Annotated in this window: 18 protein-coding genes and 1 tRNA gene; 13 read left to right on the plus strand and 6 right to left on the minus strand. The window is 55.5% G+C overall.

Features of this window, described 5'->3' with window-relative positions; genetic code table 11:
* The first annotated feature begins 7 nt into the window (after positions 1-7).
* Both purH and V5T82_RS00435 read left to right on the plus strand, forming a co-directional pair.
* Positions 8-1576, plus strand: a complete 1569-nt coding sequence (gene purH / locus V5T82_RS00430; RefSeq protein ID WP_332893600.1) for a bifunctional phosphoribosylaminoimidazolecarboxamide formyltransferase/IMP cyclohydrolase — start codon at positions 8-10, stop codon at positions 1574-1576.
* A gap of 115 nt (positions 1577-1691) precedes the next feature.
* On the plus strand, positions 1692-2555 hold the full coding sequence (locus V5T82_RS00435) for a DMT family transporter (protein ID WP_332893601.1): 864 nt from the start codon (positions 1692-1694) through the stop codon (positions 2553-2555).
* Here the strand turns inward: V5T82_RS00435 and V5T82_RS00440 are convergent.
* Both V5T82_RS00440 and V5T82_RS00445 read right to left on the minus strand, forming a co-directional pair.
* Positions 2552-3751: an ABC transporter permease gene (locus tag V5T82_RS00440; RefSeq protein WP_332893602.1), complete on the minus strand. Its 1200-nt coding sequence runs from the start codon at positions 3749-3751 to the stop codon at positions 2552-2554. The two genes, V5T82_RS00435 and V5T82_RS00440, sit on opposite strands and share 4 nt — an antisense overlap.
* Positions 3748-4494, minus strand: coding sequence for an ABC transporter ATP-binding protein (locus V5T82_RS00445; protein WP_332893603.1), 747 nt, complete (start codon positions 4492-4494; stop codon positions 3748-3750). The genes V5T82_RS00440 and V5T82_RS00445 overlap by 4 nt, the downstream gene beginning before the upstream one ends.
* Positions 4495-4636: 142 nt before the next feature.
* Between V5T82_RS00445 and V5T82_RS00450 the strand changes: the two genes are divergently transcribed.
* The gene (locus V5T82_RS00450; protein ID WP_332893604.1) at positions 4637-5032 is read left to right on the plus strand and encodes a response regulator; all 396 of its coding nucleotides are present in this window, start codon (positions 4637-4639) and stop codon (positions 5030-5032) included.
* A gap of 121 nt (positions 5033-5153) precedes the next feature.
* Here V5T82_RS00450 and V5T82_RS00455 read toward each other — a convergent pair whose 3' ends face one another.
* A complete protein-coding gene (locus tag V5T82_RS00455; protein ID WP_332893605.1) occupies positions 5154-10028 on the minus strand; it encodes an NAD-glutamate dehydrogenase in 4875 nt (1624 codons plus the stop codon).
* Positions 10029-10216: 188 nt separating this feature from the next.
* Here V5T82_RS00455 and V5T82_RS00460 point away from each other — a divergent pair, with 188 nt between their 5' ends.
* A complete protein-coding gene (locus V5T82_RS00460; protein ID WP_332893606.1) occupies positions 10217-10516 on the plus strand; it encodes a hypothetical protein in 300 nt (99 codons plus the stop codon).
* A 70-nt stretch (positions 10517-10586) separates the two neighbouring features.
* Here V5T82_RS00460 and V5T82_RS00465 read toward each other — a convergent pair.
* A tRNA-Gly gene (locus tag V5T82_RS00465) sits at positions 10587-10661 on the minus strand.
* Between the two features lie 122 nt (positions 10662-10783).
* Between V5T82_RS00465 and V5T82_RS00470 the strand changes: the two genes are divergently transcribed.
* The 5 genes from V5T82_RS00470 (at position 10784) to V5T82_RS00490 (ending at position 13695) form a co-directional block, all read left to right on the plus strand.
* The gene (locus V5T82_RS00470) at positions 10784-11302 is read left to right on the plus strand and encodes a prolyl-tRNA synthetase associated domain-containing protein (RefSeq protein WP_332893607.1); all 519 of its coding nucleotides are present in this window, start codon (positions 10784-10786) and stop codon (positions 11300-11302) included.
* Between the two features lie 90 nt (positions 11303-11392).
* The gene (gene trxA, locus V5T82_RS00475; RefSeq protein WP_332893608.1) at positions 11393-12379 is read left to right on the plus strand and encodes a thioredoxin; all 987 of its coding nucleotides are present in this window, start codon (positions 11393-11395) and stop codon (positions 12377-12379) included.
* A 16-nt stretch (positions 12380-12395) separates the two neighbouring features.
* A complete protein-coding gene (locus tag V5T82_RS00480; RefSeq protein WP_332893609.1) occupies positions 12396-13064 on the plus strand; it encodes an LON peptidase substrate-binding domain-containing protein in 669 nt (222 codons plus the stop codon).
* A gap of 17 nt (positions 13065-13081) precedes the next feature.
* Positions 13082-13267 (plus strand): Trm112 family protein, encoded by a 186-nt coding sequence (locus V5T82_RS00485; RefSeq protein WP_332893610.1) that lies wholly within the window; start codon positions 13082-13084, stop codon positions 13265-13267.
* Positions 13268-13311: 44 nt separating this feature from the next.
* Positions 13312-13695 carry a gamma-butyrobetaine hydroxylase family protein gene (locus V5T82_RS00490; RefSeq protein ID WP_332893611.1) on the plus strand — a complete coding sequence of 128 codons (384 nt, stop codon included), beginning with the start codon at positions 13312-13314 and terminating at the stop codon, positions 13693-13695.
* 2 nt (positions 13696-13697) lie between these two features.
* Here the strand turns inward: V5T82_RS00490 and V5T82_RS00495 are convergent, their stop codons facing one another.
* Positions 13698-14972 (minus strand): UbiH/UbiF/VisC/COQ6 family ubiquinone biosynthesis hydroxylase, encoded by a 1275-nt coding sequence (locus V5T82_RS00495; RefSeq protein ID WP_332893612.1) that lies wholly within the window; start codon positions 14970-14972, stop codon positions 13698-13700.
* Positions 14973-15633: 661 nt separating this feature from the next.
* Here V5T82_RS00495 and V5T82_RS00500 point away from each other — a divergent pair.
* The 3 genes from V5T82_RS00500 to V5T82_RS00510 all read left to right on the plus strand — a co-directional run bounded on the left by V5T82_RS00500 (position 15634) and on the right by V5T82_RS00510 (position 20089).
* The gene (locus V5T82_RS00500) at positions 15634-16851 is read left to right on the plus strand and encodes an ammonium transporter (protein ID WP_332893613.1); all 1218 of its coding nucleotides are present in this window, start codon (positions 15634-15636) and stop codon (positions 16849-16851) included.
* Between the two features lie 129 nt (positions 16852-16980).
* A complete protein-coding gene (locus tag V5T82_RS00505) occupies positions 16981-19371 on the plus strand; it encodes a DNA translocase FtsK (RefSeq protein WP_332893614.1) in 2391 nt (796 codons plus the stop codon).
* Positions 19372-19405: 34 nt separating this feature from the next.
* Entirely contained in the window at positions 19406-20089 is a 684-nt protein-coding gene (locus tag V5T82_RS00510) for a LolA family protein (RefSeq protein ID WP_332893615.1), read from the plus strand.
* Between the two features lie 38 nt (positions 20090-20127).
* On the opposite strand, the gene V5T82_RS00515 is transcribed toward V5T82_RS00510, so the two are convergent.
* Positions 20128-20832: a response regulator transcription factor gene (locus V5T82_RS00515; protein WP_332893616.1), complete on the minus strand. Its 705-nt coding sequence runs from the start codon at positions 20830-20832 to the stop codon at positions 20128-20130.
* Positions 20833-21091: 259 nt separating this feature from the next.
* Here V5T82_RS00515 and ribA point away from each other — a divergent pair, with 259 nt between their 5' ends.
* Positions 21092-22231 carry a GTP cyclohydrolase II gene (ribA, locus tag V5T82_RS00520; RefSeq protein ID WP_332893617.1) on the plus strand — a complete coding sequence of 380 codons (1140 nt, stop codon included), beginning with the start codon at positions 21092-21094 and terminating at the stop codon, positions 22229-22231.
* The last annotated feature ends 163 nt before the right edge of the window (positions 22232-22394 follow it).

A 22394-nucleotide genomic window follows, 5' to 3' on the forward strand; every position in this document is an offset into this window, starting at 1 on the left:
TCCGTTTATGTCCGAACCCATCCGCCGCGCACTTTTATCCGTTTCCGATAAAACCGGAATTGTCGAATTTGGCCAATTTCTCGCCGACCAAGGCGCAGAGGTCTTGTCCACCGGCGGCACCGCCAAAATGCTGGCGGACGCCGGTGTTCCGGTGACCGAAGTTTCCGAGCACACGGGCTTTCCTGAAATTATGGACGGTCGCGTCAAAACGCTGCAACCGTCCATCCACGGCGGCCTTCTGGCGGTGCGCGACAATGCCGAGCACCTGAAGGCCATGGAAGACCACAACATCGCCCCCATCGATTTGTTGTGCGTGAACCTCTACCCGTTTGAAGAAACCCTGGCCCGTGGCGCGGCCTATGACGACTGTGTCGAAAACATCGACATCGGTGGCCCGGCGATGATCCGCGCGGCGGCCAAAAACCACGGCGACGTTACCGTGGTGGTCGAACCTGAAGACTACCAGCGTGTCATGGACGAAATGGCTGACAACTCCGGGGCAACCTCCCTGGAAACCCGCAAATTCCTCGCCCAACGCGCCTATGCCCGCACCGCTGCATATGACGCTGCGATCTCTACCTGGCTGGCGGATGAAACGGATCAGACTTGGCCGAAGCGTTTGAGCTTCGCCGGTGAGATCAAACAAACCATGCGCTATGGTGAAAACCCCCACCAAGCGGCCGCGTTCTACGTCAACGGCGACCAACGTCCAGGCGTGGCGACCGCCACCCAGCTCCAAGGCAAAGAGCTCAGCTACAACAACTTAAACGACACCGACGCCGCGTTTGAACTGGTTGCAGAGTTCGACCAAACGGCCTGTGCGATTATCAAACACGCCAACCCTTGCGGTGTGGCGCTGGGTGACAGCTTGGTCGACGCCTACAAAAAAGCTTACGTCACGGACATGGAAAGCGCGTTCGGCGGCATCGTCGCCTTGAACCGTACCTTGGACGGCGAAACGGCGGAAGAAATCACAAAAATCTTCACCGAAGTCATCATCGCCCCGGATGTGGACGAAGACGCTTTGAAAATTCTGGCCGGTAAAAAGAACCTGCGCGTGCTGACCACGGGCGGCATGCCCGACCCGACGGCGGGTGGGCGCACGGTGAAAATGCTCGCCGGTGGCTTGCTGGTTCAGGGCCGCGACAACGCCATCATCGATGATCTCAAAGTCGTCACCGAAAAAGCCCCGACCGACGCACAACTCACGGACATGAAATTCGCCTACACGGTTGGCAAGCACGTCAAATCCAATGCCATTGTGTATTGCAAAGACGGACGCACCGTTGGTGTGGGTGCTGGCCAGATGAGCCGTGTGAACAGCTGCCGCATCGCCGCCTTTCGCGCCGAGCAGGCCGCCAAAGCTCAAGGCGAAGACACCAGCTGGGCCATCGGCTCGGTCGTCGCATCGGACGCGTTCTTCCCGTTTGCCGACGGTTTGTTAGAAGCCGTGGATGCAGGTGCCGTGGCGGCTATTCAGCCGGGCGGGTCCATGCGTGACGAAGAAGTCATCGAAGCCGCCAACAAAGCGGGCATCGCCATGGTCTTCACCGGCATGCGTCACTTCCGGCACTGATATTGGCCCTCAAGCGCCGGGCGCAAGCCCAGCTTGCTTGGGCTCGCGCATGCGCGCGGCGCACACTTGTACGCTCGTCGGGCCGAAGGCCCTCCCGGTGCACAGCGAGGTTTAAATGCACAATCGGTCCGATCACGCCAAAGGCCTGTGGCTTGCCATAGTTGGTATTTTGGTGCTGACACCGGATGCGCTGTTGATCCGCCTGATTTCTGCTGACGAATGGACCCTGCTGTTTTGGCGGGGTCTTTTCACGTTTGGTGCGCTTACGCTGTTCATCACCGCACACCGGCGCACAAATCCCGTTCAGGCCTTCACCAGACTGTCACGCAAAGGCGTGCTGGTGGCCTTTTTGTTTGCCGTGAACACATGCCTGTTTGTGGTGTCTATCCGCCACACATCGGTGGCCAATACCTTAGTGATCCTGTCCACAGCCCCGATCTTCGCCGCCGCCATGTCATCCCTTTTTTTGCGGGAACACGCACCGATGCGTACCTGGTTCACCGCCGTCATTGGTGTTGTCTGCATCGCTGCGATCATGGGTGAAGGCCTTCAGCGCTCCACCTTCATTGGGGATGGTGCAGCCGTGGGTGTCGCCTTGTTCCTGGCCGCGATCTTGACGCTATTGCGACGGGGTGATTTGGACACCACCCCCATCGTTGCGTTGGGCGGTTTAATGACAGCCTCGATGATGGTGGCTTTCGCTGCGCCATTTTCACTGGTCGGTCTGGATTGGGTGTACATGGTCATCCTGGGCGGCGTGGTCATCCCGGTATCGTTCGGCTTAACCACCGAAGCACCAAAATATGTACCGTCTGCGGAAGTCAGCCTGATCTTTTTGTTGGAGACCGTCTTAGGCCCTTTTTGGGTATGGCTGGTGATCGGCGAAGAACCGCCGGAACTGACGCTCATCGGCGGGGCGATTTTGATTACAGTGTTGGCCGTGCACACGGTCTTGGGCCTTCGGGCCAAGCGCGCTTAGCCCAATACAAACATCTTTTCACGGCGGAACCATTTCGCGGCGAGCAGAAAAATCAAACCTGCGCTCAGCGTCGTTGAAGCCGTCGCACTTAAGACCTGAAGCGCGTCCAGCTCTTGCCCAGAGACCAGCTGTGTCAGCAACAACATCTGCCCCAAAATCGGCACCAGTGACGTCACCGCCGAGGGATCGACCGGCGAAAACACCATGACCATGCCCGGCAGTGCGGGCACCAGGGGCAAAAGGCCCAAATAAATCTGCGCCTCTTTCATGGACCGGGTGATCACGGCGATGGACATCTGCAGCGCCACCGCGATCAGCATTAAGGGGGCTGCGATGACAAACAGCTCAATAAACACCAACCAATCGGGCGGCGGCACCAATTTGTCGGAACTCATCACCGCCCAGCCCATGAACAAACGAAATGCCACCACGTTGACCAGGGCTGTCACGGCGGTAAACACAAACGCCGCGCCGGATTTCGCCAACAACAACACCCAGCGCTCGACAGGCGCCAACAACAACGGCTCTAGCGAGCCCCGCTCACGCTCGCCCACCGTGGTGTCGATGGCCAAATGCACGCCGCCCAAAAAGATCATGAAGATCATCAAGGGCGGCATCATGTTGTAAAAAAACACCGCCACATTGGCGTCGCGCGCCACGTTGGTGCGGATGATTTCAACGGACGACGCATACCCCGCATCCAGCCCCGCGGCTAAAGCAATGGTTTCAGCTTGTTTTCTGTTGTAACCGCGGATGATGTTTCCAAGCCGAATGGTGACCTTCAGATTGTCCACGCGGCCCGTGTTGGTGATGAACTCCACGTCAAAGTGCTCTTGTCCCTGAGCGGCTTTGGGGATCACCAAAACCACGGGCAAGCGGCCTTCGCGCACGTGTTTCTCTTGAAGCTCACGAGACGCGGTCACGGGCTTAAAGCGAACGTTTTGCGATTCCATATACGTTTTCAAACCCGGTGCGAACTCCAGACCCGCCACGGGCACTTCGATAAACTTTTCGCGAAAATCGCCCTGCAAGGTTTTGCCCGCAAAATACATGGCGCCCCCCACCAATAAGGGGCCCAGCATAGGGTAAATCAGCGCCAACATAATCGAGCGGCGGTCGCGGGTGTGGTCGATCAGTTCTTTTTTAAAGACACCCCACCAGCGCCAGAACCATCCGGAAGCCGTCGTATCCTTCATGGCGCGGCCTCCTGCTCTTGGGCCGCGTGTTCGGCCAAGACCTGAACAAACAAATCTTCGATGTTATCAACCCGATTGTCTTGGCAAAGCTGGTCGGGCGTGCCTTCGCACACCACCGCCCCACCCGCCACAATGACCAAGCGATCGCACAACGCAGAGACCTCGCTCATGATGTGGCTGGACAAGAGGATGCAATGCCCTTGGTCTTTCATCTCGCCGATCAACCCGCGCACAGCGCGTGAGCTCATCACGTCCAAGCCATTGGTGGGCTCATCCAAAATCAGATTTTTAGGCCGGTGAACCATGGCGCGACCCAACGCGACCTTGAGCTCTTGCCCACGCGAATAGCCTTTGGCCAAGCGATCTGCGAAGTCTTGCATACCGAGACGCTCAACCAGCTCTTCAATATCATTATCCAAATCCCGGCCCCGAGCACCGTGCAGGGTGCCGAAATAGTGAATGTGTTCGCGTGCCGTCAGGCGTGGATACAGACCCCGCACATCCGGCAAAACGCCCAACTGGCGTTGCGCCAACATGCGGTCTTGGGCCACATCGACGCCATCCACCAGCGCCGCGCCCGCGTCCGCTTGCAACAATCCATAGACAATCCGAAATGCTGTGGTCTTGCCCGCACCGTTGGGACCGATCAATCCGGTCACCTCACCATCATTGGCCGTTAGACTCAGCCCATTTAAAGCCTGAACGGTATCAAAACGTTTTTTCAAAGCGCGCATTTCGATCATGTTGAAAGGTTAACCCCAGAACGAAATCAAATCCATATGATCATTTTATAAAATGGCACGCGGTTTGCTCTTTCTAGGCTGAGCTTAGAGCGTAAGAGAATTTGCAAGGGGTTCCTTTGGGGGACCTGGGGGGTAAATGCAGATGGGACGCATTTTGGTCATCGACGACGACCCGGATATCCGGAGCTTGTTGTCAAAATTTTTCACCGTAAAGGGCCATCTCGTGATGGAGGCCGAAGACGGTGCACATGGCATTGGACTGGCGACGACGAGCCATCCCGATGTGGTGATTTTGGATATGGAAATGCCGGTTTTGGATGGTTATTCGACTCTCAACATCCTGCGCCATTCCCGCAGAATCCCTCAGGTTCCGGTGGTGGTCCTGACCGCAAAGACCGACGCCGATTTGCGTTCCGATTGCGAGAACGCTGGATGTACGGACTACATCACCAAGCCGTTTGATATGGACCATCTCCAACAAACGATCGATGAAAGGCTTAAGGCAGGCGGGGTGGCATACACCCAGCCACACCTTTGAACAGTCCACTCTCGTCCAGGGGTTACCCTAGACGTTTACTTCGGGGTTGGAGCCTAGCTCCAACCCCTTTTTTTCCATTTTGCTTCGCAAATTGCGAGGCGTTTTGCTTCATTTCAAAAGCTTAACGTCCTTCCGTCAGAGATTTCAGCGCCCGGCTGGCCACCGCGATCATGGAGATATCGGTGATGTCTCCGGTCCAGAGTTCGGTGAGCAACTGCTCGGTCCGCTCGATGGCATTTTGGTGTGCCGTTGACCACGCTTTGATGGCGCGCGCCGGATCGGTAACGTTTTTGGACACATCCAACACATGTGCGGTCAAATTGAGCTGATGGGCAAAGACCTCTTCGACCAAGGCCGCCACCGCCAATTTTTGCCAGTGGCTTTCGCCCGCGACCTGTTCGCACGCCGCGCGCAGACGGCCCAAGCGGAACTGGGAGCCGACTGCGAAGTAAAGCTCGGCAACTTTGCAAACGTCCAAATTGCGCTCGATGGCCAATTTGACGATATCGGGCGCGGACGCCAAGTTCACCAGTCCGGCAATGGTCATGGACAAATCTTCGGGCGCGCCCCGGTCCAGATACAGCCGGGCGCGGAAGGTTTGGTCTTCGCGGTAATGCTCCGGCAGCACATCGAACAGGCAGTCCGATAGCGTCGAAACGCCGTCCACAAAGCGGGCGACGGTCTGTTCCAAGTCTTCCTCGGTAGATCCATTGCGCAAGAACCATACGGTGCCGCGATCCAACAGTTTGTTCACATCCAACAGCATGGTGGTTTGCACATCCGCGCCAACGACATTGTCCAACGCCTCAATGGGTTTCCACATTTCACGCGCCGAAAACACTTCACGGGCAATGATAAAAGCGCGCGCGATTTCCATCGGCTTCATGCCGGTTTTTTCCATCAACTGGCTGACGAACGTTCCGCCCACCCGGTTGACCATGGAATTCGTCACCCGTGTGGCGACGATTTCACGGCGCAATCGATGCTCACCAATGGCCTCGGCATGCTTTTTTTGCAGCGGTGTGGGGAAATAGCGCAGCAAATCGCGGTTCAAATAGGGCTCATCGGGCAAGCTTGAAGCCAGCATTTCGTCATAGAGCCAAATTTTCGAATACGACATCAGCACCGAGATTTCAGGCCGGGTCAAACCCCGCCCGCCCAAGGCGCGCTCGTTGAGGGTTTCGTCGTCGGGCAAGAACTCCACACCGCGGTTCAAGCGGTCGGATTTTTCCAACATGCGCATCAAACGCATGTGGTGATCGACCAGATCGAAGCTGCGCGCCGAAACGATAGAGATCGCCTGGGTTTGTTCGTAATTGTCCCACAACACCAAATCGCCGACTTCGTCGGTCATACGCTCCAACAAGCTGTTGCGTGCTTTGGCCCCCAATTTGTTCTGTGCCACCAAGGTGTCGAGCAAGATCTTGATGTTGACCTCGTGATCCGAGCAATCCACGCCGGCGGAGTTATCGATGGAATCCGTATTCAAACGGCCCCCACCCAACGCATATTCGACCCGTGCGCGTTGGGTACAGCCAAGATTGGCACCTTCGCCGATAACTTTGGCGTTAACGTCTTCGGCGTTGACGCGCAAAGCATCGTTGGTGCGGTCACCTGCATCCAAGTGGCTTTCTGTGCTGGCTTTGATATACGTGCCGATGCCGCCGAACCACAACAGGTCTGTTTCCATTTTTAAGATCAGCTTGATCAATTCGTTGGGCGCAAGTTTATCGGCCGTGGTGCCCAACATGGTTTTGATTTCTTTGCTCAGCGCAATGGATTTGGCCGAGCGATCAAAAATGCCGCCGCCTTTGGAAAACAGCTTGGTGTCGTAATCCGTCCAGCTGGAACGCGGCAGATTGAACAGGCGCTTGCGTTCTTTGAACGTCTTGGCCGCATCGGGGTTCGGGTCAATAAATATGTGCAGATGGTTGAAAGCTGCGCGCAAGCAAATGTGTTCGGACAGCAACATGCCATTGCCAAACACGTCGCCCGACATATCGCCCACACCAATGCAGGTAAAATCCTGGGTTTGGGTGTCGATGTTCATTTCGCGGAAATGGCGTTTGACCGATTCCCACGCACCGCGCGCGGTGATGCCCATTTTTTTGTGGTCGTACCCAACCGAACCCCCCGACGCAAACGCATCGCCCAGCCAAAAGCCGTAGTCCTCGGACACACCGTTGGCAATGTCGGAGAACGTCGCCGTGCCTTTGTCCGCCGCAACCACCAAATACGGATCGTCCGGGTCGTGGCGGGTGACTTGAAGCGGCGGCAAAACGTTGCCGCTTTCGTCTAAGTTGTCGGTCAAATCCAACAGCCCGCGAATAAAGGTTTTGTAACACTCAATACCTTCGTCCATGAACGCTTGGCGACCGCCTTCGGTGGGCGGGTTTTTCACCACAAAACCGCCCTTTGAGCCCACCGGAACAATGACCGCGTTTTTAACCTGTTGGGCTTTGACCAAGCCTAAAATTTCAGTGCGGAAATCTTCGCGCCGGTCCGACCAACGCAACCCACCGCGCGCCACATTGCCAAAGCGCAAATGCACGCCTTCGACCCGGGGCGAATAAACGAAGACTTCGAACTTTGGTGTCGGCAGCGGCAATTCGTCCACATCGCGCGACGACAGCTTGAACGACAACCATTTTTTCGGATGGTCCTCTTCGTCCAGCTGGAAGAAGTTGGTGCGCAAGGTGGCTTCGACCAGGTTGATGTAACGGCGCAAAATGCGGTCTTGGTCGGCGCTGGACACGTCTTCCAGCAGCCCCATCATTTTGGTGTGCAGGCGTTTGACTTTGGTGCGTTGCTGCGTGCGGGCTTTGGCATCGGCCGGATCCTCCAACAGCGCAAAACGTGCCACGAACATGTCGACAATACCACGGGTAATGGCAGCATTTTCCACCAGCGTGGTAGCCATATACTCTTCGGAGAACGTAATGCCCGCTTGACGCAAATACTTGGTGTATGCGCGCAGCACCGTGACTTCCCGCCAATCCAGACCGGCCGACAGAATCAAAGCGTTCAGCGCATCGCTTTCCATGTTGCCGGCCCACACTTGATCGAAGGCCGCGTGAAAACGCGAACGCACATCGTCGCCCGATCCCATTAACTTGCCGCGCGGTTCCAAACCAAAATCATGAATGATGATTTTGTAAGCCGCGCCATCGGGCTGGGCTTTGTAGGGAATCTCTTCCATCACGCGCAGGCCGAGGTTTTCCAAGACCGGCAAAATGTCGGACAGCGCCACTGGGCCTTTGGGATTGTAAACCTTAAAGCGCAAAGGTGGGCCGGACGGCGCATTGAGTTCGTACAGATACAGACCTAAGCGCTCAAACACATACGTCAGTTCAATGCGCTTGATGTCATCGATGGCATCGATGGTGGAAAAATTTTCTTCATAGCTGCGGTTGAACGACGTGCGATACGTATCCAACAGGCGCATGCCCTGCATCTCGCCATATTTTTGGATCAAGGCCCGACCCAAACGATCGCCCCAAGAATGCGCCAATTCGGCGATGTCGGCTTCAATGCGCTTGGTGTCGAATTTCGGAATTGCGCCCGGTTTGGTTTTCACCACCACATGCAAACGGGCCAAGGCCTGATCGCCCAAGTGGGCATAGTGCGCAATGGTAGCACCGTCAAAAGCTTGCTCCAAACGCGTTTGAATTTTTTCGCGTAGATCCGTGCTGTAACGATCGCGCGGCACAAACAACAAGCAGCTCATGAACCGATCAAAATCGTCACGCCGCAAAAATAGGGACACCTTTTGACGATCTTGTAGACGCAAAATACCCAGTGCCGTATCCAAAAGCTGGTCGATGTTGATTTGGAACAATTCATCACGCGGGAACGTTTCCAAAATATTGAGCAACGTTTTGCCGTTGTGGCTGTTGGCGGGCAGGCCTGCGCGATCGAAGGTGCCTTGGATTTTGCGCTTGAGCAGTGGAATATCGCGTGCACTGCGATTGTAGGCGGCGGCTGTAAACAAGCCGACAAAAATACGCATGCCGACCACACGGCCTTTGGCATCCAGACGCTTAATGCCGATAGAATCCATTTGCACCGGACGGTGCACGCGTGATCGCATTTCGGTTTTGGTCACCAACAGCAAATCTTGGCGATTGACGAAGCTGCGCACTTCGGCGGGCATTTTGGCGAGCTCGCGCAGTTCCTGAAAAACCACGCGCGATTTGTCTTTCAACACGCCCAGGCCGCTACCCTTGGCGATGTTGACTTTGGCTTTGGTGCCTCTGCCGGAAAATTCGTATTCGCGGTGTCCTAAGAACGTAAAGTTGTCGTCATGCAGCCAGCGCAAGAAATCGCGCACTTCGCTGACCTCTTCGATTGGCAGATTGACCGTCAGGGTTTCCAACTCATCGATCAAATCCGCCAGCGCAGTGCGCATGGGCCGCCAGCCTTTGACCGCCAATTCCACGTCGCTCAACACGTCACGTAAGGCATTTTCAATTTCTTCATGCATGATCAAGGGCTGTTCGTTGATCTGCAAATGCACGAAGCTTTCGCCCATCACCCCCTTGTCCGCGCCAAGTATGCCGTGTTCCAGAACTTCTGAAAGCGTGCCCGCCTTGGTGCGGCGCATACGCAACACCGGGTGTATAGCCAGATGAACGCCTAAACCCCGGCGGTTGATTTCGGCTGTGATACTGTCGACCAGAAACGGCATGTCGTCGGTGATGATTTCAACCACCGTGTGACCAATAGTCCAGCCTTCTTTTTCAATGGACGGATTGTATATATTGACGACCACGTCACCGGGCCGTCTTTTTTTCGCGGCTTGCAGATGATGCACGGCCAGCCCACAAATGGCGTCGGCCTCCATACTTTCCAGGTCGTCTATGGCTAAATGTTGAAAATACTGTGTGGCGAAGTTCTCAAGATTTCCCCGGTCAGACTTCGCGAGGTGTTTACAAGATCCTTTGACGACCTTGTCCACCACCTTCATGCGGCGTTTGTGATCAGCATCGAGTGCCATTGGCCCATTCTCCTGCCCTGCGCCTGGATCCCTCATTCTTTTACAACTAGTGCACATCCTAGAAATTACAAAAGAAATTACGGGTTCGTTGGTGGCGCCATCCCTCATATTGACCAGACTATGGTGGTGTGAGACTCTTTAAGGGCGCGTTAAGACGCACCAGTGCTTTTGAGGAGAAGTCGTTCGTTATGAGCCAAGATATCATCAGCCCGGACAGCGCCGCCGACACGGCCGTTGAGGCCCGTATGGCCCAGCCGTGGAACCATCACCCGATCAACATCCGTTTTTCGGTCCCGTTTGTCGGGTCGCGCTTTTATTTCACCCTGGTCGCCGGACGTGAACGCCGGACCCACGAGCGCCGACATGAAGATCGCACTGATCACCCGCTGCTCACCTGGGGGAATGCCTTTTTTGCCATGGGCTTAACCACAATTGCCATGCTTGCTGCGTTGGTCACGTTTATCGCTCAGAGCTCAATCATTGAATAAACGAAACACAGAATGCGGGCACAAAAAAACCAGGCTCCTGCCCGGTCTCTTTTGCACACATTCGGAAAGATGGAGCGGGTGATGAGATTCGAACTCACGACCTAAACCTTGGCAAGGTTTCGCTCTACCCCTGAGCTACACCCGCGCACCGCCTTCCGAAAGGCGAGGCGGATAATACCCAGCCACTCAGCCTTTGCAAGCCCTCTTTTCACTTTTTTTCGGAAAAATGACAATTCATCCCTCCCCACACCTAAGGCCAAGCAATTCATGACGCAAATCACGCCATCAACCTCTGACGAGCTTCTGCAAGTCCTCACAAACCTAGGCATTGCCCACCTCACCCACGAACACGAGGCGCTCATGACGGTGGAGCAAAGTCAGGCGCTGCGGGGCTCGATCCCCGGTCTGCATTCCAAAAACCTATTTTTGAAAAACAAAAAGGGAGCGTTGTGGCTGATTGTCGCTGAAGAACAACAAGACATACAACTAAACCCGTTGCGCAAACACCTCAAAGCCGGAAACTGGTCGTTCGCCAATGCAGATTTGTTGATGCAGCATTTGGGTGTCACACCCGGATCCGTCACACCGTTTGGCACCATCAACGACACCGATCTTCAAGTGCACGTGATTTTGGACGAGACCTTGGCAAAGGCCGATAAGGTCAATTTCCATCCACTGATCAACACCCGTTCCACGACACTATCCGGTCCTGATTTATTACGTTTTTTCGATCACACGGGCCACAAACCGCTGGTTTTGAACTTTGACACGATCAATTGTGCCTAATTTCTGAAAAAATGCCGCACAGAGCTTGCGATTTGACGGTTTTCCCGCCATTTATGGGTCACCTTTGACCCCCAAACAGCGAGACGCACCATGAGCGATCTGATCCTTGATCAAAATGCGCCCGAGCCGCAAAACGAAGCCGCAGCCAAACCCGCTTTGGATTTAGGCCCGGGTCAGCCCGCGTCTCTGCAAGCTGTGAACCCAGCTGATTTAATCAAAGACACCGATACCCAAAATTTTGCGCGCGATGTCATCGAAGCATCCGCCGTGACCCCGGTGATCGTCGATTTCTGGGCACCGTGGTGTGGACCTTGCAAAACTTTGGGCCCGATGCTCGAAAAAATGGTCAAACGCGCGGGCGGTTTGGTGAAGATGGTTAAAATCAATGTTGATGAAAACCAAGGCCTGGCCGGACAGCTTCGCGTTCAGTCCGTACCCACCGTTTTTGCCTTTAAAGACGGTCAACCAGTCGACGCTTTTGCCGGTGCCCTGCCTGAAAGCCAAATCAAAGCGTTTATCGATAAATTGTTGGGCGACGCCAAATCGCCGGTGGACGATTTAATGGAGCAGGCCCAAGACGCGCTGAAATCCGGCGACGGTCTCACCGCCGAACAGCTTTATACGGGGGTCTTGAGCCAAGACCCAACTATGATCCCTGCGTTCGCTGGAATTTTGCGGGCCATCGCCCTTCAAGGTGACGTTGACCGCGCCCGTGATATGTTGGACGCACTGGATGCCAAAACCTTGGCAAGCTCTGATGTTCAACAAGCGATTTCCGCGCTGGATTTGGCAGAAGAGTCCCAAAACACAGACAGTGCGGCCACGGCTGAACTGGAACAACGCGTCGCTGACAATCCCAAAGATTTGGATGCGCGCTTTGAGTTGGCCCAAGCCCAATTCGCCGCAGGCCAGACCGAGCCCGCCATCGACAATCTGTTAGAGATCGTGTCCATAGACCGCGCTTGGAACGAAGAAGCCGGGCGCAAGCAGCTTTTGAAAATTTTCGACACTATCGGGGCCATGGACCCGGTGACGGTGGACGCCCGCAAACGCCTGTCTGCCATTTTGTTCTCTTAACACACGAAAGCGATTTATGGTCAGCTCCCGCATCCCTTTCGACCTGCCCCGCCGCCTGCCGATCTTTCCTTTGAGCGGTGCGGTGTTGATGCCGTTCGGCCATTTGCCGCTGCAAATTTTTGAGCCCCGTTACATCCACATGATTGACGACGCCTTGGGCCAAGGGCGCACCATCGGCATGATCCAACCGCGCAAAACCCAGGGCGACCCCGTCCCCGATGACGCCGCGCTATACGATATTGGCACGGTCGGGCGCATTATTCAGTTTTCCGACACAGGCGATGGCCGTTACATCATCACCCTAGAAGGCCTCATGCGCTTTCGCATCGAAGGTCTGCATGCGCCGGAACCCCGGAGCGGCTATCGCACGGTGGATGCGCTCTACGGCGGGTTTGAACAGGACTTAAGCCCCATTGAAAACGACGACGGGCCGGGACGTGATCGTTTGTTGGAACTCACCCGCACCTATTTCGGCGACAATGAAATCGAAGCCGATTGGGACGCCGTTTCGACGGCTCCCTACGAAGCTTTGGTGGCTTCGCTGTCCATGACGTGCCCATTTGCACCCGAAGAAAAGCAAGCCCTGTTGGAATGCCCAGATCAAGAAGACCGCGCCGCCATGCTGATTTCTTTGTTTGAAATGAGTTCCGATGGCGCGCATGATCAACCCATGCTCAAGCATTAACCGGAATAGATACCCCCATGACCGATGACGTACCCCACAATGTGGACCGCAAACTTTTGGAAATCTTGGTATGCCCGCTGACCAAAGGGCCGCTGAAGTTTGATTCTGAAACCCAAGAATTGATCAGTGAACAAGCGGGTCTGGCCTACCCCATTCGCGATGGAATCCCCATTATGCTTGAAAGTGAAGCGCGCGCGCTCTAAGTCTAACAGCAATTTCTAATATAGCGCCCCTAAAAGGACTGAAGATGATCGAAGCCAACCGCCAATTCGGCCAACTGCACACGCCCACAGAGATCCGCAACAACAAAGAAACCAACGCCCTAGAGGTGGATTTTTCCGACGGCACGTCGTTTTCCATTCCCGCCGAGTTGCTGCGCGTGGAGAGCCCGTCCGCCGAAGTCCAAGGCCACAGCCCCGAACAAAAGACCCTGGTGGCCGGCCGCAAACACGTCACCATCATGAAAATCGACATGGTCGGCAATTACGCCGTTTCGCTGAAATTTGACGATCTGCACGACAGCGGCATCTACACTTGGGATTTCCTCCACAACATGGGCGAAAACCAAGACCAAATTTGGGGCGATTATTTAAAAGCCATTGAGGCCGCAGGCTTAAGCCGCGAACCCTAAGTCTAAAGCGGTTCGCGCCGCATCAGGCGCGGCAGTTCGCCCACGGTGCCCATGGCGTGCTTCATGAAGAAACGTTTGAGGTCCGGCATTTCATTGACCGCCGCCATGCCCAAATCGCGGGCCAGCTGCACCGGTTCAATGTCGTTGGAGAACAGCTTCACCAGCGCATCGGTCACGCCCAGCATCAAGTTGTTGTCGAAACGGCGCCAGCGCTCGTAATTTTCCAGAGCCTGAGCACCGCCAATATCCTGGCCCGCGCGCCGGGCTTCGACCAGAACTTCCGCCAACGCCGCCACATCGCGCAATCCCATGTTAAGACCTTGGCCCGCAATCGGGTGCATGCCGTGCGCGCTGTCTGCCACCAAAGCCAAACGCTCGGCGGTGTAACTTTGGGCAAATTGCAAGGAAAACGGATAGGCGAATTTGGGGCCGATGACTTCGATCTCGCCCAAAAAGTCGCCAAAGCGCACTTCCAACTCTTCTAAGAAGTCTTCGTCGTTCAGCTCCATAATGATGGGCCAGATGTCTTCGCGTTCGGTCCACACGATGGACGAGCGGCACATGGGTTTTTCTGTACTGCCCGGTAGCGGCAAGATGGCAAACGGACCGGTCGGCAGAAAGTGTTCTTGCGCACAGAAATTGTGTGGGCGTTCGTGTTCGACCGTGCAAACGATCCCGGCCTGATGATAGCTCCATTTGGTGAGCTGGATGCCTGCGGCTTCGCGGGTGGGAGAAACCCGGCCTTCGCATGCGACGACCAGGCGCGCCTGTACCTCTGTCCCGTCTTGTAACACAGCGTGTACACCATCCGCTGAACGCTCCAGCGTTTCCACCATGTTGGGCGCGAAGTACGTGAGGTTTTCGGTCTTGGGCACCAATACGTTCAAGGCCTTGCGGATGGAGCGGTTTTCCACCATGTAGCCGAACGGGTCGGGCTTTTCATCGCCACCTGCATCCACCAGTTCTTCATGGTCATAGTGCAAAAACAGCGGCGAATGACCGTCGGAAATGCGGATGTCTTTCATCGGCGCCGTTTCGTGCGCGATCACATCCCAAATGCCCACACCTTCCAAGACGCGCTGGGACGACAAGGCAATGGCAGAGGCCCGGCCGTCAAACCCCCGGTCGGTCCAACCGGCCATGTCTTCTTTGTCGATGGTGGCAACGCTGAAGCCAGCTTGGGCCAAAGCCAAAGACAACGTGCCGCCCGCCAAGCCGCCGCCGATCACCAAAATATCGACGGTGTTGACAGATGTGGATGTATCGGTAGACGCCATGGCAAAGGTCCCTTAAACGCGGGTTGATTTTTTCGGCTCACAGCATCGGCTTCCCGAACTCATTTGTCCAGCCTTGATGCGCTTTTGAGCGCTTCTGTGCATAATTAATATGCAGAAAAATTAACCTGTATAAAATATAGGCAATAGAAGGGTCCTTATGGATAGCACACTAACCATAAGGATGCCCCTAAGCCATTGAAAGAACAACAAGTGTGTGGATCTCTCCGAACTGGCACGAAGATTGAAAAGAACAATTTGCACATCGTTTTTTCGTTCGCTTTTTCTGTTACCCAAAATTGGATGAAGAGATCGATAAGTTTGGACGGGGCGCCCACAGCATCTGATTCCCCAACCACCCCGTTCAGACACAGAGGGCCGGAAGCTCCCGCTTCCGGCCCGACTGTGACCCAGCACAGTGCCTCATATATTTGCATCTGCCTTTTTTCTGCACAGAAATTGGGCGGCATATTTGTGTCTGGAAATGTTCTATTCCCGACATTCCCCTTTCGATTCCAAAGCCTTGTCTTAAAACCCACAAACTGGCACGAAACTTGAGATTGTCTCAGCGGCTCAGTCACTGAGCCCGGGGTCTGCCTGCCTTTGCTGTGGGTCCGGCAAGACTTTGATGTGCTTTAGAAATTGAGAGTTGGGGTATTTCGCCATGCAAGTCGGTATGGACGTCTTTTTTGTGCTTATGGGTGCGGCCATGGTGCTCGCCATGCACGCGGGTTTCGCTTTTTTGGAAGTGGGTACGGTTCGCCGCAAGAACCAAGTCAACGCGCTGGTCAAAATCATCACCGATTTCGCCATGTCGACGGTGGCGTATTTCTTTGTCGGATATTCCGTGGCCTACGGGGTGAATTTTTTTGCGTCGGCCAGCGTAATTACGGGTGCTGCTGAAGGCTCCGCCTTTGCACCCAGCGGTTATGATCTGGTCAAATTCTTTTTCCTTTTGACGTTTGCCGCCGCCATTCCCGCGATCATTTCCGGCGGCATCGCCGAGCGCGCCAAGTTTTGGCCGCAACTGGTGGCGACGGGTATCTTGGTGGCTGTGATCTACCCCACCTTCGAAGGCATGGTGTGGGGTTCACGCCTAGGCTTCCAAGACATCATTGAGAGCATCGGCGGCGCCCCGTTCCATGACTTTGCCGGCTCCATCGTGGTTCACGCGGTCGGCGGTTGGCTGGCTTTGGGGGCTGTTATCATGTTGGGGGCACGCCAGGGGCGTTATAAAAAAGACGGATCCCTGGTCGGCATTCCACCGTCCAACATTCCATTTTTGGCGCTGGGCTCTTGGATCCTGGTGGTGGGCTGGTTCGGCTTCAACGTCATGAGTGCCCAATCGGTCGAAGGTGTAACGGGCCTGGTCGCCATCAACTCTTTGATGGCGTTGGCCGGCGGCATTTTGGCAGCCGTGGTTGTCGGCAAGAACGATCCGGGCTTTATTCACAACGGCGCTCTGGCGGGCTTGGTCGCGGTGTGCGCCGGTTCAGACATCATGCATCCCTTGGGCGCTTTGGCGGTCGGTACCGTCGCAGGTGGGTTGTTTGTCTGGGGCTTCAACCAGTGCCAAGAAAAATGGAAAATCGATGATGTTCTGGGGGTTTGGCCCCTGCACGGCATGTGCGGACTTTGGGGCGGCATTGCCGCTGGCGTCTTTGGCTTGGAAGCCTTGGGCGGCCTGGGCGGCGTGACGTTCATCTCGCAATTGGTGGGCTCGGCAGCGGGTGTCATTTTCGCCACCGTTGGCGGCTTCATTGTTTACGGCGTCTTAAAAGCCGTGATGGGCATTCGTCTGCACGAAGAAGACGAATACCGCGGTGCGGATTTGTCGCTGCACCACATCAGCGCGTACCCCGAAGAAGACACCCACGCTTAAACACTGGGCTTTCATCTTTTCGCGTTTCAGGGCCGGACGTCCGCGTCCGGCCCATTTTGTCTGCACCAAAACGGCCAAACCCCGCAGTTATTAAGGAGTTGGTAAGCCTCAGCGCGTAAAAATGGGACCATGTCATGGCTATCGGAAAAAATTGGTTCAGGCCCTTTGCTGCCCACTGGCAGCCAGGCCTTTTTCGCGCGCCGTTTGAGCGAGTTCTCCGGCGCAGGGCTCATTGCACTGGCAGGCGGCTATACCGCAGCGCTTTTGAGTTATGCACCCAGTGATCCGTCGTTCAATTCGGCAAGTAGTGGCCACGTCGCCAACTGGCTTGGCACACCCGGAGCGTTGATCGCCGACTTAGGCATTCAAGCCTTCGGTTTAGCCGCCGTGTTCCCGGCGCTGACACTCTTGGCGTGGGGTGTTTTGTTGCTGCGAAAATTGGCCGTTCGCCAACTTTGGCTGTCCGCAACCTTGATGATTTTGGCCCCTGTTTTGGCCGCCATGAGCTTAGCCGCCGCACCCATCTGGTCGAGCTGGCCCTTAGCCGTCGGCTTAGGCGGTGTCAGCGGGGCGATCTTGTTGGAACGCCTGGCCGGGGTGTTCATGTTGGTGGGCGCAACGGACTTAAAGCTCACCGCCTTAATCGCAGCCCTGGTGATCGCCGTGCCCGCCATGGCGGCGTTTATCTATTCCCTGGCGTTGCCCCGTTCGGACTGGCAAGCCGCAGGCCGTATGGTTTTGGCCTTAAACCACGCCTTGGGCCGTGTGCTGATCAACGCCGTTCTGCGCGCAAGGTCGCGCCGCCAAGAGGCAATTGATGAAGACGAAGACGACTTCGACGATTTGGAACTTTCCGAGGACGGCCAAGCCGCGGTCACAAAACCCAAACGCACCCCCAAAAAAGCCACGGCGCAAAAAGCCAAGCCCAAAGCGGTGGTCGAAGACACGCCTGCACCGATGAAACCGGGCCGCAAGGCCAAAGCCCAACGCCAGCGCACCTTGGATTTGGGTGTGGACGGCAATTATGAACTGCCCCCCCTGGACATTTTGGACGCCCCCGATGCTAAGGGCGGCACACAAATGAGCAAAGACGCCTTGGCGCAAAACGCAGAAATGCTGTCCAGCGTTTTGGGCGATTTTGGCGTCAAAGGCGAAATCGTCAAAGTCCGCCCGGGTCCAGTGGTCACGCTCTACGAACTTGAACCCGCACCGGGCACAAAAACATCGCGCGTGATCGGTTTGTCGGACGACATTGCCCGGTCTATGAGCGCCGTTTCAGTGCGTGTTGCCACGGTACCGGGCCGCAACGTGATTGGCATCGAACTGCCCAACCAAACCCGCGAAATGGTTCACCTGCACGAACTCATCGCGTCCCAAGACTTCGAAAAAGCAAAAGGTGGCTTAAACTTAGCTTTGGGCAAAGACATTGGCGGAAACCCCGTGATCGTCGATTTGGCGCGCATGCCGCACTTGTTGGTATCGGGCACCACGGGTTCGGGTAAATCGGTCGGTGTGAACGCGATGATTTGCTCGCTTTTATATCAATACACCCCTGATCAGTGCCGCTTTATCATGATTGATCCAAAGATGTTGGAGCTCAGCGTCTACGACGACATCCCCCATTTGCTAAGCCCCGTGGTTACCGACCCCGGCAAAGCGGTGGTGGCGTTGAAATGGGCGGTGCGCGAAATGGAAGACCGCTACCGTCTCATGAGCCAGATGGGCGTGCGCAACATTACAGGCTACAACCAACGCCTTGGCGACGCGGCGAAAAAAGGCGAAGTTTTGACACGTCGTGTGCAAACCGGGTTTGACGAAGCTGGCAAACCAGTCCATGAAGACCAGCCCTTAAGCATGGATCCGCTGCCTTATATCGTTGTGATTGTTGATGAAATGGCGGATTTGATGTTGGTGGCGGGTAAAGACGTTGAAGCCGCCATCCAGCGCCTGGCGCAAATGGCGCGCGCGGCTGGCATCCACTTGGTTATGGCCACCCAACGCCCTAGTGTTGACGTAATTACCGGTACAATTAAAGCCAACTTCCCCACCCGGATCAGCTTCCAAGTGACCTCCAAAATCGATAGCCGTACGATTTTAGGCGAACAAGGTGCAGAACAGCTTCTCGGGCAGGGCGATATGTTGTATATGGCGGGCGGCGGACGCATTACCCGCGTACACGCCCCGTTTGTTTCGGACGAAGAAGTCGAAGACGTGGTCCGTCACTTGAAGACCCAGGGCCAACCGGCTTATATCGAATCCGTCACCGAAGAGCAGGAGCCCGAATTGGGTGAGTTACCTGCAGCCGGTGGCGGTACCAAGGACGACGCCCTTTACGACCAAGCCGTGGCTTTGGTCGCACGTGAAGGCAAAGCGTCCACCAGTTTTGTGCAGCGTCACCTGCAAATCGGTTACAACCGGGCGGCGCGCATTATTGAACGTATGGAAGCCGAAGGCGTGGTCAGCAAAGCCAACCGCGTCGGACGCAGAGAGGTTTTGATCGGCGATGTCAGTGCAGCCTAGTGCCACCACAAGCCCCACCACAAGTGACGAGCCCGTGCTCGCGCCCATCCCTAACCGCGCGTTTCCGCTGAACCGTGTCGTCGGCGGCTTGCTTGCCGTTGCCATTGCCTTTGCGGCCGCTGCCGTGGTCCTGCCCAAATCGGCGGACGCCAAAGACGCCATCGGTTTGGACACGGCTCAAAAAAAAACAATTCTTGGCATCCAAGATAACCTAAACGCCATTTCCACCATGCAATCGCGCTTTATGCAGATCACCTCTGAAGGTGGATTTGCCAAAGGCACGTTCCGTTTGCAACGTCCCGGAAAAATGCGCATCGATTACGATCCGCCCGTGCCCGTGCTGGTGATCTCCAACGGTTTATTGGTCATGTACAAGGATAAAGAGCTCGATCAGTTGAGCCATGCGCCGCTGGCAACCATTCCGGCGTCTATGTTCATCGGCGACAATGTGGATTTTTTCGGCGACGATCTTCTGATCACCGACTTTATCCACGAAGACGGCGTGATCCGTTTAACGCTCCAACGCAGCGACGACCCGCTGGACGGCAGTTTGACATTGGTGTTTGAAGACCAGCCTTTGGCGTTGAAAAAATGGACCGTGATCGACGCACAAGGCATCAACACCACGGTGTCCTTAGTTGCGCCAAGATTTGGTGAAAGCTTTGATCAGGATCTATTCAAGGTCGAAACCCAGCGCATGAGCGGGCCTGACAATTAAGCCCTGCCAAGGCTGCGCCTTTCGTTATTCCACAATATTTAAGGGACCAACCGATAACCGCCCGGTTCGGTGATCAACAGCTCGGCGTGGGACGGGTCGTGTTCCATTTTTTGGCGCAAACGGTAGACGTGAGTTTCCAGCGTATGCGTGGTCACACCTGCATTGTAGCCCCACACCTCACCCAACAATTCATCACGGCTGACCACACGATCGCCGTGGAGATACAAAAACTTGAGAATTTGAGATTCCTTGTCCGTCAGACGGATTTGTTTGCCGCCACCGTTGTCGCCGGGGTCGGGGGCTTCTAAAACCTTCGCACCGGGGCGAAAGGCAAAGTCCCCTATGCCCAAAATGGCTTCATCACTGTGTTCAAACTGGCGAATGTGAGCGCGGATGCGGGCGATCAGAACGCCCAACTTAAAGGGCTTAATCACATAGTCCGTCGCTCCTGCATCAAGCCCACGGATGGTGTCTGCATCGCTGTCTGAACTCGTCAGCATAATGATCGGCGCGTTGACACCTCCGGCGCGCATCCGCCGACACACTTCGCGCCCGCCCAAATCGGGGAGCTCCACACTCAACACGATCAGATCAAAATATCCCTTAAGCGCCTCATCCAATCCGTCCGAGCCACCCTTTGCCACTGTGCAGACGAATTGCTCCATCTGGGACAGCTGCTCGCTCAACATGTCCGTCAGCACCCCATCACTGTCGACGATCAATATGCGTTTGCCTTCGCTCATGGTGGTGTCTCTTTCCCTGCCCCGTGCCCAAGTCAAAATCAACCTCTTAGATACTATATCGGAACTTAGTGCGCTGACGACAATATCGGAGATTCGCGTTTTCGCTCTTTTCTTACTGGCCCGGCTTGGGTAATGTCCGAAAAAGCCTGTGTAATGTTCTCTGTGAGATGCTGTTTTGTAAGCTCAGGGGGGGAGAACGGCACCAGGATATACAGAAGGTAACATCTAGCCTATGCCCCATCGCCAAAGTCTTTTACCCATGCCCGCCACGCGTGAGCCGGCTTCGTTGCTGGCTGTCGATCGCGCTGTTTTTGAGCTGCGCCGGGGTCGGGCCGTGGGTATAGCGGCAGGTGGCGGAGCCAAAGCTTTGGTTATGGCTGCGGAAGGTTGTTCCGCCGAAGCCCTAGAAGACATTGAAAAACTTGCCCAATGCGCGCCCACCATGGCGATCACCGACAAGCGTGCAGAAGTCTTGGGCATTCAAGCCCCTGACGACGAAGCGGTGCACGACGTCACTGTTTTGTCCATCCATATGGACGGCGGCCTCGATGAAGACGCCGTTGTGCAGCTGGCCGACCCCTTGTCCGAAGGGTCCAAAGCCGCCTTAGCCCGCGCCACAGCCAGCCATGTTCAGACCCACGGTGTTCACACCGCCGCCATCGGTTTGGCCAAAATCGCCCGTTTGCTGCCGGCCACCGTCGTCGCCATGGTTGACGATCCCGACAGTGCCGATTTCGCAGGCTGGATTTCCCGGCGCAATCTGGTGATGGTCGACGCTGGCGACGTGTTCCAATACGAGCGCACCGCCGCACGCACTTTGGGCCGCATCTCGGATGCCCGTGTGCCACTGGAAGATGCTGAAAACACACAGATTATTGCCTACCGGCCCCAAGACGGCGGGTTGGAACACTTGGCCATCGTCATTGGCGATCCCAACGCCGCGCCCGACCCTTTGGTGCGCATCCATTCCGAATGTTTTACGGGTGATTTGCTGGGGTCTTTGCGCTGTGATTGCGGCGATCAATTGCGCGGCGCGATACAGGAAATCTCTAAAAATGGCGCGGGCGTTTTGTTATATTTGGCCCAAGAAGGCCGCGGCATCGGTTTGGTCAACAAACTGCGCGCTTACACTTTACAAGACCGGGGTTTGGATACGCTGGATGCCAACGAAATGTTGGGTTATGACGCCGATGAACGGGTTTACCTGCCAGCCGCAGAAATGCTGAAAGACTTAGGCCTCAAATCGGTGCGCTTGCTCACCAACAACCCCGATAAAGTCGACGCCCTCGCGCGCTTTGGCGTCGATGTCAAAGAACGTGTCGAGCATGCCTTTCCGTCCAACAAACACAATGAACACTACCTGGAAACCAAAAAGGTTAAAGGTGGTCATTTGTTCTAAAAGCCGGAGCTTGCGAACCACCCGGCAAGTCCTGCCCTATGGGTCAATTTCGTCCGGCATTCCGTGCCGTTCTTTTGATAATTACCTTTATGCAATGATTATAACATACTGTTAAATAACAATAATAACTTTGGCACTCCCTTTGCACTGTCATCGTGACGCC

The organism is Magnetovibrio sp. PR-2 (assembly GCF_036689815.1).
GTDB lineage: Bacteria > Pseudomonadota > Alphaproteobacteria > Rhodospirillales > Magnetovibrionaceae > Magnetovibrio.